The organism is Dyella sp. 01L423 (assembly GCF_056399945.1).
Genome location: NZ_JBFTSI010000002.1, coordinates 34,540 through 48,642, shown reverse-complemented (window position 1 = coordinate 48,642; position 14,103 = coordinate 34,540). Strand labels below are relative to the sequence as shown.

Annotated in this window: 10 protein-coding genes and 1 tRNA gene; 4 read left to right on the top strand and 7 right to left on the bottom strand. The window is 64.6% G+C overall.

All coding sequences use genetic code 11. The annotated features are described in order from the left end of the window. Positions 1–2 precede the first annotated feature (2 nt). Entirely contained in the window at positions 3–3,197 is a 3,195-nt protein-coding gene (locus tag AC1DMY_RS06810) for an efflux RND transporter permease subunit (protein ID WP_477164238.1), read from the bottom strand. 146 nt (positions 3,198–3,343) lie between these two features. On the opposite strand from AC1DMY_RS06810, the gene AC1DMY_RS06805 reads away from it, so the two are divergent. The 3 genes from AC1DMY_RS06805 (at position 3,344) to selD (ending at position 6,722) form a co-directional block, all read left to right on the top strand. Beyond that, positions 3,344–4,024, top strand: a complete 681-nt coding sequence (locus tag AC1DMY_RS06805; protein WP_477164237.1) for a heavy metal response regulator transcription factor — start codon at positions 3,344–3,346, stop codon at positions 4,022–4,024. Next, on the top strand, positions 4,024–5,415 hold the full coding sequence (locus tag AC1DMY_RS06800) for a heavy metal sensor histidine kinase (protein ID WP_477164236.1): 1,392 nt from the start codon (positions 4,024–4,026) through the stop codon (positions 5,413–5,415). The genes AC1DMY_RS06805 and AC1DMY_RS06800 overlap by 1 nt, the downstream gene beginning before the upstream one ends. A 266-nt stretch (positions 5,416–5,681) precedes the next feature. After that, positions 5,682–6,722 (top strand): selenide, water dikinase SelD, encoded by a 1,041-nt coding sequence (gene selD, locus AC1DMY_RS06795; RefSeq protein WP_477164235.1) that lies wholly within the window; start codon positions 5,682–5,684, stop codon positions 6,720–6,722. Positions 6,723–6,737: 15 nt separating this feature from the next. Here selD and AC1DMY_RS06790 read toward each other — a convergent pair. From AC1DMY_RS06790 to selA, 3 genes are all read right to left on the bottom strand, one after another. Continuing rightward, positions 6,738–6,834 (bottom strand) — tRNA-Sec (locus AC1DMY_RS06790). A gap of 11 nt (positions 6,835–6,845) precedes the next feature. After that, entirely contained in the window at positions 6,846–8,780 is a 1,935-nt protein-coding gene (gene selB / locus AC1DMY_RS06785; RefSeq protein WP_477164234.1) for a selenocysteine-specific translation elongation factor, read from the bottom strand. Beyond that, complete coding sequence (gene selA, locus AC1DMY_RS06780) at positions 8,777–10,195, bottom strand: L-seryl-tRNA(Sec) selenium transferase (RefSeq protein WP_477164233.1); 1,419 nt, start codon at positions 10,193–10,195, stop codon at positions 8,777–8,779. Before selA ends, selB begins: the two co-directional genes overlap by 4 nt. A 316-nt stretch (positions 10,196–10,511) precedes the next feature. Between selA and AC1DMY_RS06775 the strand changes: the two genes are divergently transcribed. Beyond that, positions 10,512–11,564: a permease gene (locus tag AC1DMY_RS06775; protein WP_477164232.1), complete on the top strand. Its 1,053-nt coding sequence runs from the start codon at positions 10,512–10,514 to the stop codon at positions 11,562–11,564. 18 nt (positions 11,565–11,582) lie between these two features. On the opposite strand, the gene fdhE is transcribed toward AC1DMY_RS06775, so the two are convergent. Genes fdhE through fdxH form a run of 3 tightly spaced genes read right to left on the bottom strand, consistent with a single transcriptional unit; the run spans position 11,583 to position 14,100 of the window. Continuing rightward, positions 11,583–12,533 (bottom strand): formate dehydrogenase accessory protein FdhE, encoded by a 951-nt coding sequence (gene fdhE, locus AC1DMY_RS06770; protein WP_477164231.1) that lies wholly within the window; start codon positions 12,531–12,533, stop codon positions 11,583–11,585. After that, positions 12,530–13,189, bottom strand: coding sequence for a formate dehydrogenase subunit gamma (locus tag AC1DMY_RS06765; protein WP_477164230.1), 660 nt, complete (start codon positions 13,187–13,189; stop codon positions 12,530–12,532). The genes fdhE and AC1DMY_RS06765 overlap by 4 nt, the downstream gene beginning before the upstream one ends. Continuing rightward, complete coding sequence (gene fdxH, locus AC1DMY_RS06760) at positions 13,186–14,100, bottom strand: formate dehydrogenase subunit beta (protein ID WP_477164229.1); 915 nt, start codon at positions 14,098–14,100, stop codon at positions 13,186–13,188. Before fdxH ends, AC1DMY_RS06765 begins: the two co-directional genes overlap by 4 nt. Positions 14,101–14,103: the final 3 nt, after the last annotated feature.

Genomic DNA, 14,103 nt, shown 5'->3' with positions numbered 1-14,103 from the left:
CATCAGGGCGTCGGAATCGGGGAAGGAAGTGCCGGCAAGGTCGCTTTGCGGCGGCCCAGCCAGGCGTGCACGGCAGCGAATACCACCGGGACAAAGACCAGCGTGGCCACGGTGCCAAACATCAGGCCGCCGATAACCGCGCGACCCAAAGGCGCGTTCTGCTCGCCGCCATCGCCCAGGCCGAGCGCCATCGGCAGCATGCCGATCAGCATGGCCAGCGCCGTCATGAGCACCGGACGGAAACGGGTGCTGCCTGCATCAAAGGCCGCTTGCAGCGCCGTCGCGCCTTGCTGGAGCCGATCGCGTGCAAAGCTGACCACCAGGATGCTGTTGGCCGTAGCGATGCCGATACACATGATGGCGCCGGTAAGTGCGGGCACGCTGATCGTGGTGCGCGTGACAAACAGCATCCACGCCATGCCGGCCAGTGCGCCCGGCAGCCCGCTGATGATGATCAGCGGATCGGTCCATGACTGGAAGTTCACCACCATCAGCGCGTACACCAGCAGTACTGCGAAGGCGAGCCCGAGCATCAGACCCTTGAACGAGGACTGCATGGTCTGCACTTCGCCGCGCACCGCAATACTGGACCCGGCCGGCAGATGCGCCTTGGCTGCCGTGACAAGACGATCGATATCGCCTGCCACCGCACCCAGGTCGCGCCCCTGCACGCCGGCAAAGATGTCGATCACGGGCTGCACGTTGTAGTGAGATACCACGGCGTCCTGCGAGGTGCGGCTCAGGGTGCTCATCGAGCCAAGAATGGGCGGCACCACCTGTTTGACGCTGTTGCCTTCGGTCAGCGGGATATTGCCAAGCGCCTGCAGCGAATCGATGGTGTACTGCGGCGCTTCCGTCGTCAGGGGATAACTCACGCCATTCTTCGGGTTCAACCAGAAGTTGGGCGTGGTCTGCGCGCTGCCTGAGAGCGCAATGAGCAGGTTCTGGGCAATCGTGCGCTGCTGGAACCCTGCCTCGATCGCCTTGACGCGATCGACATCGACATTGATGGACGGCGCGTCGTTCGGCTGCTGGATGCGCGGATCCACCAGGCCATCCACATGGCGAAGTTGGGCCAGCAGGTCCTCGGCGACCTTGCGGTTGCCTTCCTTGTCGTTGCCCACCACCTGCACGTCGATCGGGGACGGCAAGCCAAAGTCCAGCGTCTGGCTGATGATGTCCGCCGGCAGGAACGAGAACGTCACGCCGGGGAAATCGCGATTGAGATGATCGCGCAGCGCGCTGACGTACTCCTCGGTGGGACGGTGGCCGGGCTTGAGGGAGATCAGGACGTCGGCATCTGCCGAGCCCACGGGCAACGACGAGTCATAGGTCATGTTGATGCCGCTGACCGGCAGCCCGATGTTGTCGAGCACGCTGCCAAGCTCGCGCGGCGGGATGACCACGCGAATGCGCTGTTCCACCAGGTCGACCAGCCGCGCCGTCTGTTCGATGCGAGTACCGGTGTGAGCCCGCATGTGCAGGCGTATCTCCCCCGTATCCGACGTCGGGAAGAAGTCCTGGCCAAGGAAGGGCACCAGCAGCAGCGAGCCGCCGCACACGATGGCAAATGTCGCCGCCAGCCTGCGCGGATGGGCAAGCATGGTCTGCAACGCGCCCTGGTAACGCCCATGGAAGCTTTCGAAGCCGCGCTCGAAGCGCTGCTGGAACCGGCGAAGCATGCCGGCACGCCCCTGCCCTGCAGCGTCCGCCACACGGTCGTTGCGAAGCATGTACATCGCAAGGGTGGGAATGAGGGCGCGCGAGAAGAAGTACGACGCCAGCATCGCGAACACCACGGCCTCAGCCAGCGGCACGAACAGATAACGTGCCACGCCGGACAGCAGGAACATCGGCAGGAACACGATGCAGATCGAAAGCGTCGATACCAGCGTCGGCAAGGCGATCTGCGCCGAGGCATCGACAATCGCGTCATGCAGCGACTTGCCCATGTCCCGGTGGTGGCTGATGGCCTCGATGGCCACGGTGGCATCGTCGACCAGGATGCCCACCGCCAGCGCCAGGCCACCCAGGGTCATGATGTTGATGGTCTGCCCGAGCACGGAAAGCGCGATCAGCGACGTCATCACCGACAAGGGAATGGTGATGGCGATAATGAGCGTGGACCGCCAGCTGCCGAGAAACAGCAGGATCATCATGGCCGTCAGCCCCGCGGCGATCAGGCCTTCGCGAACCACGCCCGCCACGGCCGAGCTCACGAACACCGACTGGTCGGAGACCGGCTTGATATCGAGCGCCTTGGGAAGCCCCGCAGCGATCTTCGGCAGCATCCCTTTGACGGAAGCAATGATATCGAGCGTCGACGCGTCGCCCGACTTCTCCACCTGCAGCAGCGCGGAGCGGGTACCGTCCACGCGCACGATATTGGTTTGCGGCGCAAAGCCGTCGCGCACGGTCGCCACATCGCGCAGATAAGTGACGCCGCCGTCCGTTGCCTTCACCGGCATCAGGTTCAACGCAGCAACCGACGTCGGGCTGCCATTGAGGTTGACGTTGTATTCGAGCGCACCAATCTTGGCGGTGCCGCCCGGAAGGATCAGGTTCTGTGCATTCACCGCGTTGACCACGTCAAGCGGCGACAGGCCATGCGCCTGCAACGCTTTCGGGTCAATGTCGACCATGATCTGGCGTACCTTGCCGCCGAACGGCAGCGGGATGGCGGCGCCCTGCACCGTCGCCAGCTGGGTACGAATGAAGTTGTTGCCAAGGTCATACAGCTGCTGCTCCGGCAGCGTATGGCTGGACAGCGCGAGCTGGAGAATCGGCACCGTGGAAGCGTTGTACGAGATCACCAGCGGCGGCAACGTGCCAGGCGGGAGCACGCGAAGAATCGACTGCGCATTGGCCGAGGCCTCCGCAATCGCGCGGTTGATGTCCGCGCCTTCATGGAAGTACACCTTGATCACCGCCGTACCGTTGACCGTCTGCGACTCCACGTGCTCGATGTTGTCCACGTCCGAGGTCAGGGCCCGCTCATAGGGCGTGGTAATGCGGTTGGCCATGTCGTCGGCGGAGAAGCCGTTGAACGACCACACAATGCTCAACACCGGAATATTGATGTTGGGAAAGATATCGGTCGGCGTGCGCAACACCATCAGCGGGCCGATGATGGCCAGCAGCAGGGCCAGCACGATGAAGGTATAGGGTCGCCGCAGCGCCAGTTGCACGATCCACATAGCAGGCTCCGTCTTGGACAGATCAGGTCATGGATGAGGCTAAATTCCCGGCGCTTTCATGCCCCTGACCACTTCCTGACAAATCTGTAATCACGCCTCCCGGGCGCCCCGCGTATGATCGGCTCAGGCACCACGCGAGAGCCCCCATGCGCCTGCTGGTTATCGAGGATGAAAAGAAAGCCGGCGAGTACCTGAAGAAGGGACTCGAAGAATCCGGCTTCACCGTAGACGTGGTGGCCAATGGCATCGATGGCCTGCACCATGCGCTCGAAGAGGACTACGACCTGGTCGTTCTCGACGTCATGCTTCCGGGCATCGACGGATGGGAGGTGTTGCGCCGACTTCGCGCCAAGAAGGACACCCCGGTCCTGCTGCTGACCGCGATCGACGAACTCGAAGAGCGCGTGCGCGGGCTTGAGCTTGGCGGCGACGACTATCTGGTCAAGCCCTTTGCCTTCGTGGAACTGCTGGCGCGCATCCGCACGCTGCTCCGGCGCGGACCGCCGCGCGATATCGAACACGTCCATATCGGCGATCTGGAAATCGATGCCGTGCGACGCCGCGTGCGGCGCCGCGGGCAGCGCATCGATCTGACGCCCAAGGAGTTCTCGCTGTTGCAGTTGCTGGCGAGACGGCGCGGCGAGGTGCTGAGCCGCACGCAGATCGCCTCCTATGTGTGGGACATGAACTTCGACAGCGACACCAACGTGGTCGAGGTCGCCATACGCCGATTGCGTGTGAAGATCGACGACGGTCACGACACCAAACTCATCCACACCGTGCGCGGCATGGGTTACGTGCTCGATGAAGAACGTGGTGACGACTGATGCGTCGCCTCTCGCTCGCCACGCGGCTTACCGCCACCTTCACGGTGATTACAGCGGCGTGTTTCATCCTGGTGGGATGGCTGCTTTACCGAGCGGCCGAGCAACGCATCCTGGAGCAGGACGAGACCAACCTCGTGCTCTCTGCCCGCCACCTTCGACGTCTCGTCGCCGAGCTGGACTCCATCGATGATCTGAAGACTCATCAGGATCGCATGGTTGTCAGCGTCCTGGGCGACAACAACAACGCGTTGCGCATGGTCGATGACGCCGGGAAGATCATCGTCGACCACAATCCCACGGGCCTTCCGCTCGAAGCCGAGGGCGCCGTGCCCACCGGTCAACGCATCGTCGCCAGCATGTTGCGCAGCTGGCAAGGCGATCACGGCTTGCCCATCCGCGGCGTGGCCGTGGTGGGACAAATGCGCGACGGTACGCACGTAACCATCATGGTGGCGCGCTCACTTGCTGACCGTGAAGTGCTGCTTCGAAGATACCGGCGAGACATGGCACTGCGCCTGTTGGCGGGAATGATCGCTGCCATGGTGCTCAGCTATCTGCTGGTGCGTCGGGCACTCCGGCCCTTGCGTTCCATGGCTGCCGAAGCCGCCACCATCCATGCACAGAACCTCCATACACGCCTGTCGGCAGGCAATGCGCCGACGGAGCTGCACGCCCTCGCCCATGCCTTGAACGAGATGCTGGATCGCCTCGAAGGAGGATTCGCGCGGGTCTGGCAATTCACGGTCGACCTCGCGCACGACCTGCGCACGCCGGTGGGCAACCTGCGCGGCACCAATGAGGTAGCGTTGACGCGCCCACGCACGCCAGCGGAGTACCAGGCCTTGCTCGGTTCCAATATCGAGGAGTGCGACCGCGTAAGCCGGACCATCGAAAGTGTGCTGTTCCTGGCGCGCGCGGATAACCCCCAGTTTGCGCTGCAGCGCGCGACGCTCGATGTACGCGAGGAACTGCAGCGTATCGCCGACTACTTCGAAGGCATCGCCTCGGATGCGAGCGTCAACATCCAGATCCAAGGCTCCGCCACGATCAACGCAGACCGCGAACTATTTCGCCGGGCCGTGGGCAATCTTTTGTCCAACGCCCTTCGCTATACCCCGCCGGAACAAACCATCACGCTGCTGGCCAGCCGGACGGATGAAGCGGTGACCGTGGCAGTTGAAAACCCCGGCGCCGGCATCTCGGCGGAGCACCTGGACAGGCTGTTTGACCGCTTCTACCGGGTGGATCGTTCCCGCAGCGATTCGGCGAACTCCACGGGACTTGGCCTATCCATCGTGAAGAGCGTCATGGAACTCCATGGCGGCCAGGTCACGGTAGACAGCCAGCCACAGGGCATCACGCGTTTCGTGCTCTGGTTTCCCGTTCACTGAGCCAAGAGCCCACGACCCGCCATGCCGCCAGCGAGGCGTCTGCCTAGCGGACCCATCTGGCGGTGACGCCGTCCCTGCGATCCCCCTGAGATCGCACTACAAGCCAGCATCGGCGGCCGCGGCGGTCGCGCCTATCGGCTCACGGGGCCCGACGGTGCGCCCTTCATGCACAGCCGGGATACCGACCGCCCTGCGACACTTCACGCCCCGCCGCTTTTCGCTATGCTGCGCGGACCCTGGCCGTCGTGCCTCAGGGAGGAGCGTATATGACCTCCGTTCGCTTGACCGATCTGGCCCACGGCGGTGGCTGTGGCTGCAAGCTCGCACCGTCGGTGTTGCAAGAGTTGCTTGCCAACAAGCCCGCGACGATGCCGTTTGCGCATCTGCTGGTAGGCACGGAAAACAGCGACGATGCCGCTGTTTGGCAGGTGGATGAAAGTACCTGTGTCATCGCCACTACCGACTTTTTCATGCCGGTGGTCGATGATCCTTATGACTTCGGGCGCATCGCCGCCACCAATGCGCTATCGGATGTGTATGCCATGGGGGGCAAGCCGATCATGGCGCTGGCCATCCTGGGCATGCCGCTGAACAAGCTCGATGTGGAAACGGTGCGGGCGATTCTCGCCGGCGGCGAAGCGGTCTGCACGCAGGCCGGCATTCCGGTCGCAGGCGGCCACTCGATTGATTCGGCCGAGCCGATCTACGGACTTGCCGTGGTCGGTCTGTCGGCGTCGCGTAACATCCGGCGCAACTCCACCGCGCGCGCCGGCGACGCGCTAATCCTGACCAAAGGCATTGGTGTCGGCATCTATTCGGCAGCCTTCAAGAAGCAGGCGCTGCCCGCCGACGCGTACACCGAGATGCTGGTGTCCACCACCTTGCTCAATCGCATCGGATGCGAGCTGGGCAAGGACGAGGACGTGCATGCGATCACCGACGTCACCGGCTTCGGCCTGCTGGGACATGGCCTGGAAATGGCGCGTGGCAGTGGCCTGCGCATACGGCTGGAACAGGCGCGCATTCCGTTCTTCAGGCAGGCACAGGCCTTGGCGGAAGCGGGTTACGTCACCGGCGCTTCCAACCGCAACTGGAACAGCTACAGCGACGGCGTCTCCCTGCCCGCGGATTTGCCGGAGTGGCGCCGTGCTTTGCTGACTGATCCGCAAACCTCGGGCGGCCTGCTGGTAGCGTGCAAGCCGGAGCGGGCAGAAGCGATACGGGCGCAGATCGAGGCGGCCGGTTATCCCTGTGCGAGCATCATCGGCACGCTGAGTGACGGAACGCCGGGCATCGACGTCGTCTAAGACAACCGCCAGGGATGGCGGAAGAGCATGGGAGTCGAACCCACCCGAGACAGTCTTATCTGCCTCACCCGGATTTGAAGTCCGGACGCCCCACCGGAGACGATGCTCTTCCCGATTGCGCGATCACGACGAGGCAGGTCCGAACAAGTCGAGGGAGCGCGCCTGCACCCTGCGCATGCTACCGCGATTGAGCGTGACGCCCTGCCGGTCGAGGAATTCTAGTATCTGGATGGCGACTTTACGACCATTGTCCAGGCGATCGCGAAACTGCGCCGCGGTGAAGCGCCCGTCGCTGGCATGGGCGGCGATATCCGCCGCGATCATCACCATCTCGTGCATGGTCGCGCGCAGGAAGTAGTGATCGTGCGCCACTTCGTCGACCAGGCCCATGCGCGCCGCCAGCCGCATGAGCTGTCGAACCTCCACTTCGGGGCGCGATAGCACGCCGGCGATGTCGCGCACGCGCGGCGGACGGAAGCGCTCGTTGCCACCCAGGAGCGGCGCCACGCGTTGCCACATCGCCTCGCTGGCCGGATTCATCTGCAGGGAGTGGCTGGCCAGGCGCACGAACGCACCGTCGCGGACCACCCGCCCCGCCAGGTCGGCGTGTTGCAAGGCCAGCGCGAAGGCCGAGGGTGGCAACTTGGGCTGCACTGCCAGGCGCAGTTTTTCCCGGCCCATGCCTTGCACATCGGGATTGCCGGTGTGAAAGGCCTCCAGCCGTTCGATCAGGTTGGCGACAAAGGACGGCCAATGCGTCTGGCTGATGGCGATGCGTTCGTCGTCTGCCTGAAAGATGACGGGTGCAAGCGTCGCTACGATTTCTTCGAGCACACCATCGGAGAGTGCGCGATCCCGTGCGAAGGACAGCAGGTCCCATGCGAACGGTGGCGCCTCCAGCAGGCTGGCGAACGCCTTCTGCGGATCGGACATGGCCTGCGCTGCCCGCTGTGCCTCGCGAGCAGTGGTACGCCGCTGGCGCGACGGTGCGCGCAGATCGAAGAACTGCCCGCCGCCCATGGTTCGCTGGGCGGAGACGTCACGCAGCACAAAGCGATCGAACGCCGCTGCGGCAATCGGACGGCTCAGCACCAATTGCACGTCGGCTGTCTGCCCTGGCAAAAGCTGCTGTCCTTCGAGCAGGACGATGCGTGCGCCCACTTCCACCGCGGCGTGATGCAGGCGTGCGGGAAACCATTGGCCGATCGGCCTGGGCTCATCGGGCAGGAGCTGCAGGCGCGCGTCGATACGATCGGTGGGTGCATGAAGGAAGGGATCGACCACCATGTCGCCGCGATGGATCGCGTCCTTGGCGATGTCCTCGCCGGCCAGGTTGAGCGCGCAGCGGTCGCCGGCTCGCCCGAACTCTACGTCGCGGTTCTGCGCGTGCACGGAGCGAACGCGCGCGGAAAGCCCCGAAGGACTGAGCAATACCTGATCCTTGACGCGGACCACGCCGGACAACACCGTGCCGGTCACCACCACCCCGATGCCGGGCAAGGTGAATACGCGGTCGACGGCCAGGCGAAAACGGCCGTCGCTGGCGCGATCGCCCTGCGCGTGCGCCTCGGCTACGAGTCGATCTCGCAGTGCGTCGACACCCTCACCCGTGGTCGAGGAAACCGGCCAAAGCTCGGCGCCTTCCAGCACAGTGCCAGCGATCGCCTCACTGATCTGCACGCTTACTTCGGCAAGCCGTTCGGGCGTCACCCGATCGACCTTGGTGAGTGCAATCAGGCCACGCTCAACCTTCAACAGATCGAGGATGGCCAGGTGTTCCAGGGTTTGCGGCATCACGCCGTCGTCGGCCGCCACCACCAGCAGCGCGATATCGATGCCGCTGGCGCCCGCCACCATGGTGTGCACGAAACGCTCGTGGCCCGGCACATCGATGAAGCCGAGGATGCTGCCGTCTTGCAGGGGTAGAAACGCAAAGCCCAGGTCGATGGTGATGCCGCGGCGCTGTTCTTCCTTCAGGCGATCGCCCTCGACGCCGGTCAGGGCGCGCACCAGCGCCGTCTTGCCGTGGTCGATATGGCCCGCCGTGCCTACGATCATGGAGCGTGCGTGGCGGTGGCTGGAAGCTGGGCGAGTGCATCAAGGAACGCGCTCTCGTCTTGCCCGGTCAGGCAACGCAAGTCCAGCCGCAATGCTCCCGCCGCCACGCGACCGATGACAGGCCGCGGAAGTGCACGCAGTGCCGCGGTCAGGCGCTCCAGTGCGCTTTGACTGCCACGCGCGCGAATCACCAGGGCGGCGCTGGTCAGCGTATCCAGCGGCAAAGCGCCGGAACCGACCTGACTGAGGCAATCCTCGACGTCCACCGAAAAAGCATCGCCGAGACGCTCGGCGACGGAGGGCAGCAAACGTTGCGCCTGCGCCTGGATATCGCTCTGCTGGCGTGCGAGAAAGCGCAACGTCGGCAGCCGCTCGGCCAGGCGATCCGGATCGTGATAGAGCTTGAGCGTGGCCTCGATCGCCGCGAGGCGAAGCTTGTCCACGCGCAGCGCGCGCTTGAGCGGATTGCGGTTGATCTGTTCGATCAGCGAACGATCACCGACGATGAAGCCGGCCTGCGGACCGCCCAGCAATTTGTCGCCGGAGAAGGTGACCAGTCGAGCACCTTCGCCCACCGCTTCGCGTACGGTCGGTTCCTTGGCCAGCCCGTAGTGCGACAGATCCACCAGGCTGCCGGAGCCCAGATCGTTCAACAGCGGCACGCCGGCGTCATCGGTGATGGCCGCCAGCTCAGCGGCGCCCACCTCGGCGGTAAAGCCCTGGATGCGGTAATTGGAGGTGTGCACTTTGAGCACGATACCGGTGCGCGCGCTGAGCGCGCTGCGATAGTCGGCGGCATGGGTGCGGTTGGTAGTGCCCACCTCCACCATGTGCGCGCCGGCGCGGGCCATGATGTCCGGCATGCGGAAGGCGCCGCCGATCTCGATCAACTCGCCGCGCGAAACCACCGCGTCACGGCCGAGCGCAAAGGTGTTGAGGCAGAGCAGCACGGCGGCGGCGTTGTTGTTCACCACGGTGGCGTCTTGGGCACCGGTCAGGCTGCACAGCAGGGATCGCAGATGCTCGTCGCGGTCGCCACGCCCGCCTTCGTCGAGGTCGTATTCGAGCGATACGGGATGACGCATCGCGTCCACCGCCGCATCGATCGCCGCCTCGGCCAGCAGCGCGCGGCCGAGATTGGTGTGCAGCACGGTGCCGGTGAGGTTGAACAGCGGGCGCAACCCGGGCGGGCGCGCATCCAGCCAGGCGCCGGCGCGTTGGGCGAGTTCGTCGGCGCCGGGGGCCGCACCAGGCGCTGCGCGCAAGGCGGCACGCGCGTCGTCGATCATCCGGCGGATAGCGTCGGTGGTTGCGACGCGTCCGTGCCGTTCCAGCAACAACGCCGCGTCAGCCGTCGCCAGCACTGTGGCAACCGCCGGAAGTTGGCGCAGCGAGACGACATCAGGTTCCGCCATGGCGCTTTTCCAATGACATCGGCAAGCACGCTCGAGCGCACGCCGATGATGGCTAGTGTTGCCCCTATGCTGCTGGGCGCGTTCGAGCCGGTCAAGGCGCATCGTCACCACTCGCCTGCACATCGGGTTCACGAGCGAACCTGGCTATGGCGTCCGCTAGGGTGACATTAGCCGAATGCCGTAGCATGCTCTCTCGCGCGACTGCTTCGCAGCCGCGATGGGCTTGCCCCTGCACAGTGCGTCCGGCCTGTGACCGTGGGTGGCAATGGCGTGCCCTGTCAGGGCCGTGATGTCACGACTGTTCGTGGGGATGTCCATGTCTGCCCAATTGCAAACAGCGCGTCATGTCCGCTGGTTCGTCTTCCTGTTGCTGGTGATTGCCGGCTTGTTCTACGTGAAGTGGCATCCGTATTACGGGCGCGCCTTTGTTGCCGCGTCCCAGCATTCGATCGGCCATTCGATCCTGATGGGCGACCAGGCCAGCGCACCGGCGCCGTCCTGGAGCGCCGCCCTCGGCTATGCCCTGGCTTATGGCAAAGCCATCTGGCAAGCGATGGTGCTGGGCCTGTTGCTGGGCTCGGGTGTCCAGGCATTGCTGCCGGTGCGTTGGGTGGAACGCGTGCTGGGCCGTCACGGTTTCGGCAGCGTGGTCGCCGGCGGCCTGCTGGCGGTGCCAGGGATGATGTGCACCTGCTGCGCCTCGCCGGTGGTGGTGGGCTTGCGCGCACATCGTGCAACGCCGGGCGCCTCCGTCGCTTTCTGGCTGGGCAACACGATGTTGAATCCGGCGACATTGATCTTCACCGGCTTCGTGCTCGGCTGGTACTGGACGGGGCTGCGCCTTCTGTTGAGTGTGCCGATGGTGTTCGGACTGGGCTATCTGGCCAACCGGATGTCGACACCGGGCGCCGACATGCCGATCCCGTCGCTGCCGCTGGAATCCGAACCCGTGTCCTGGGGCGAAACATTGAAGCGCTGGGGCCGCATCTTCCTGAGGATGACGGTGCGGCTGATTCCCGAATACGTGGTGATCGTCTTGCTGCTGGGCGCGGCGCGCGCCTGGATGTTTCCGCATATCGGGCCGGAGATCGGCAATCAATGGTTCTGGATCGCAGCGCTGGCGGTGGCCGGCATGCTGTTCGTGATCCCTACCGCGGGCGAAGTTCCGATCGTGCAGGCCATGCTGGCGCTGGGCATCGGAGCCGGTCCCGCGGCGGCCTTGATGATGACCTTGCCGCCGGTGAGCCTGCCCTCGCTGGTAATGGTCGGCCGATCCTTCAACTTGCGCTTGCTGGTGGCGCTGGCGGCTGCCGTGGTCGGCTTCGGCATCCTGGGCGGGGCGTTGGCGTCAGGGCTGGGCTTGCACTGAAGCACGCCGGGGCGGTGGCTAATCGGCCACCGCTTCGCCATCGCCCACCAGCAGCAGCGGGTTGGGCGCGTGGCGGGCAAAGCCTGCTTCGGTGACCAGGATATCCAGGCCCAGCGAGGCCAGATCGTCCGCATACGGATCGACCTTGGTGTCCTTCAATTGGTAGAGGACCTTGGCGTAGGTGTGGCATTCGGCGCAGGTCTCGGCCTTGACGATGCCGGGGTCATCTTCGATGCCTTGCAGGAATAGCTTGCGCGTGCCGCCGCAGGTGATGCACACCGCGCGCATGTGATTCCACGCGGTGGAGCACATCGAACACGACAGATAGCGCGTCCCAGGCGTCACGCCGATGGCGGTGATCACGCCCGATACCGAAGGCGAGCCGCAGCATGGGCAGAGCGAGCGTTCTTCGAGCAGGCGCAAATCGTCGGCCCGCAGGCGCGCGGCCGAACAGGTGAAATACACCTGAAGCGCCGCGGCAACGAACACCACCGCACCCACTTCGGCAGCCTCCAGTTCGCCACGCAGGAAGTGGTCGGCCAGTTCGTCCAGCGCGGCGTCATCGCTGCGTTGCAGCTGTTCGATCGCATGCACGGCGGCCGGTGGCAGGCCGGTGCGATCGATGCGCTCAAGCAGTAGCGCGAGGCCGGCACGCCAGGACACGTCACGACGATGGCCGTCTGCGGCCAGCGGCGGCAGGCGCGCTTCCACCGCCTGCGCCACCCACGCCGCACTGAGCCCCGTAGCGGGCGCCAACGTGGATGCCACGTCGTGCTGCGCACGCGAGAGCATCGCCATGAACTGCAGCCAGGCCTGCATCGGATGCCCGTCGGCCAGCTGCTGCAGGCGCTGCGCCGTGGCTGCAAAACGCCTGGCTGGATCGGCCAGCACAATCGGATCGGGCGCGCGGACACCGGCGTGCTGTGGGCCGGTCCATTTGCCCTCGGGCGGTGCGCCAGCCTGCTTCATGGACGCTTCCTGATGCTGTTTTTGCCGTTCTGGCCGGACGCCAGCTCCCACAGCCATTTGCGGTGATGGCGCCAGGCCCAACCCGGCGTCACATAGCCCTGGGTCATCGCGCGCACCGAATGGCGTACCCAGATGCCGGCGTAGACATGGATGATCCAGATGATGATGGCGAGGAAGGCCGCGGTGCTGTGGATCAGCACGGCGGCGCGCTGCACCGGAATGGAGGTGGCTTGGCCGAAATACACTTCCCAGATCGTCAAGCCGGTAATGAACAAGGTGGGAATCAGCAGGGTCATCGACCAGAACACCAGTTTCTGGCCGGCATTGTTGTGGCCAACCGCGGGGATGCGTTCCTCATCGTCCTCGATCACCGCCGGCACCGACTTCATCCACGCCGTGTCTTCCTGGCGCCACAGGTTCGCACGCCAGAACTGCACGATCATCCCGATATAGCTCGCCATCAGCACGCAGCCTATCCATGGATGGATCGCCCGGGTCCATTGGCCGCCGCCAAACAGATTGGACAGCCAGAACATGATCGGGTGAAACATCGACAGGCCCGACAACACCATCAAGGTAAAGCAGATGGCATTGATCCAGTGGTTGACCCGCTGGGAGGTGGTGTAGCGAACAATGACGGTCCTGGGGCGGTTCATGGCGTCTTCTCCGCGGCATCCTCCAGCACGCGCTCGCCCTGCACTTCGTCCTCGTCGGTCACTTCATTGGGGCCCTTCACGATGTAATGGAAGAAGCCCACCACCGCGGCCAGCGCGATGCCCATCATGGCCAGCGGTTTGGCGATGCCTTTCCACGCCTCCACGGCAGCGCTGATGCGCGGATTCTCGGGCAGGCCCGAATACAGCGAGGGCTTGTCGGCGTGATGCAGCACGTACATCACGTGGGTGCCGCCCACTTCCGGCGGATCGTACAGGCCGGCCTTTTCGAACCCACGCGATTTCAGGTCGACGATGCGCTCGCCGGCCCAATGCGCCATGTCCGTCTTGGTGCCGAACATGATGGCGCCGGTGGGGCATGCCTTGACGCAGGCCGGCTCCAGGCCCACGGCGACGCGGTCAGAGCACAGGGTGCATTTGTACGATTTGTGGTCCTTCTTGCTGATGCGCGGAATGTCGAACGGGCAACCCTTGACGCAGTAGCCGCAGCCGATGCACTTGTCGCTGATGAAATCGACGATGCCGTTGGCGTATTGCACGATCGCGCCCGGTGCCGGGCACGCCTTGAGGCAGCCGGGATCTTCGCAGTGCATGCAGCCGTCCTTGCGGATCAGCCATTCCAGGTTGCCCTCTTCGTTCTCGTACTCGGCGAACTTCATCAGCGTCCACACATCGGGGCTCAAATCATTGGGATTCTGATATGACCCCTCGAAATGGCCTACTTCCTGGCGCAGGTTGTTCCACTCCATGCACGCCGACTGGCAGGCCTTGCAGCCGATGCAGCGGGTCACGTCGATGAGCTTGGCCACCTGCTCCTCGGTGCTGCGCGCCATCGGCGGCGTCATCGTGGAGGCGGAGCGCCGGATGTAATCTTGCGATTGCAGATCGGACATGAC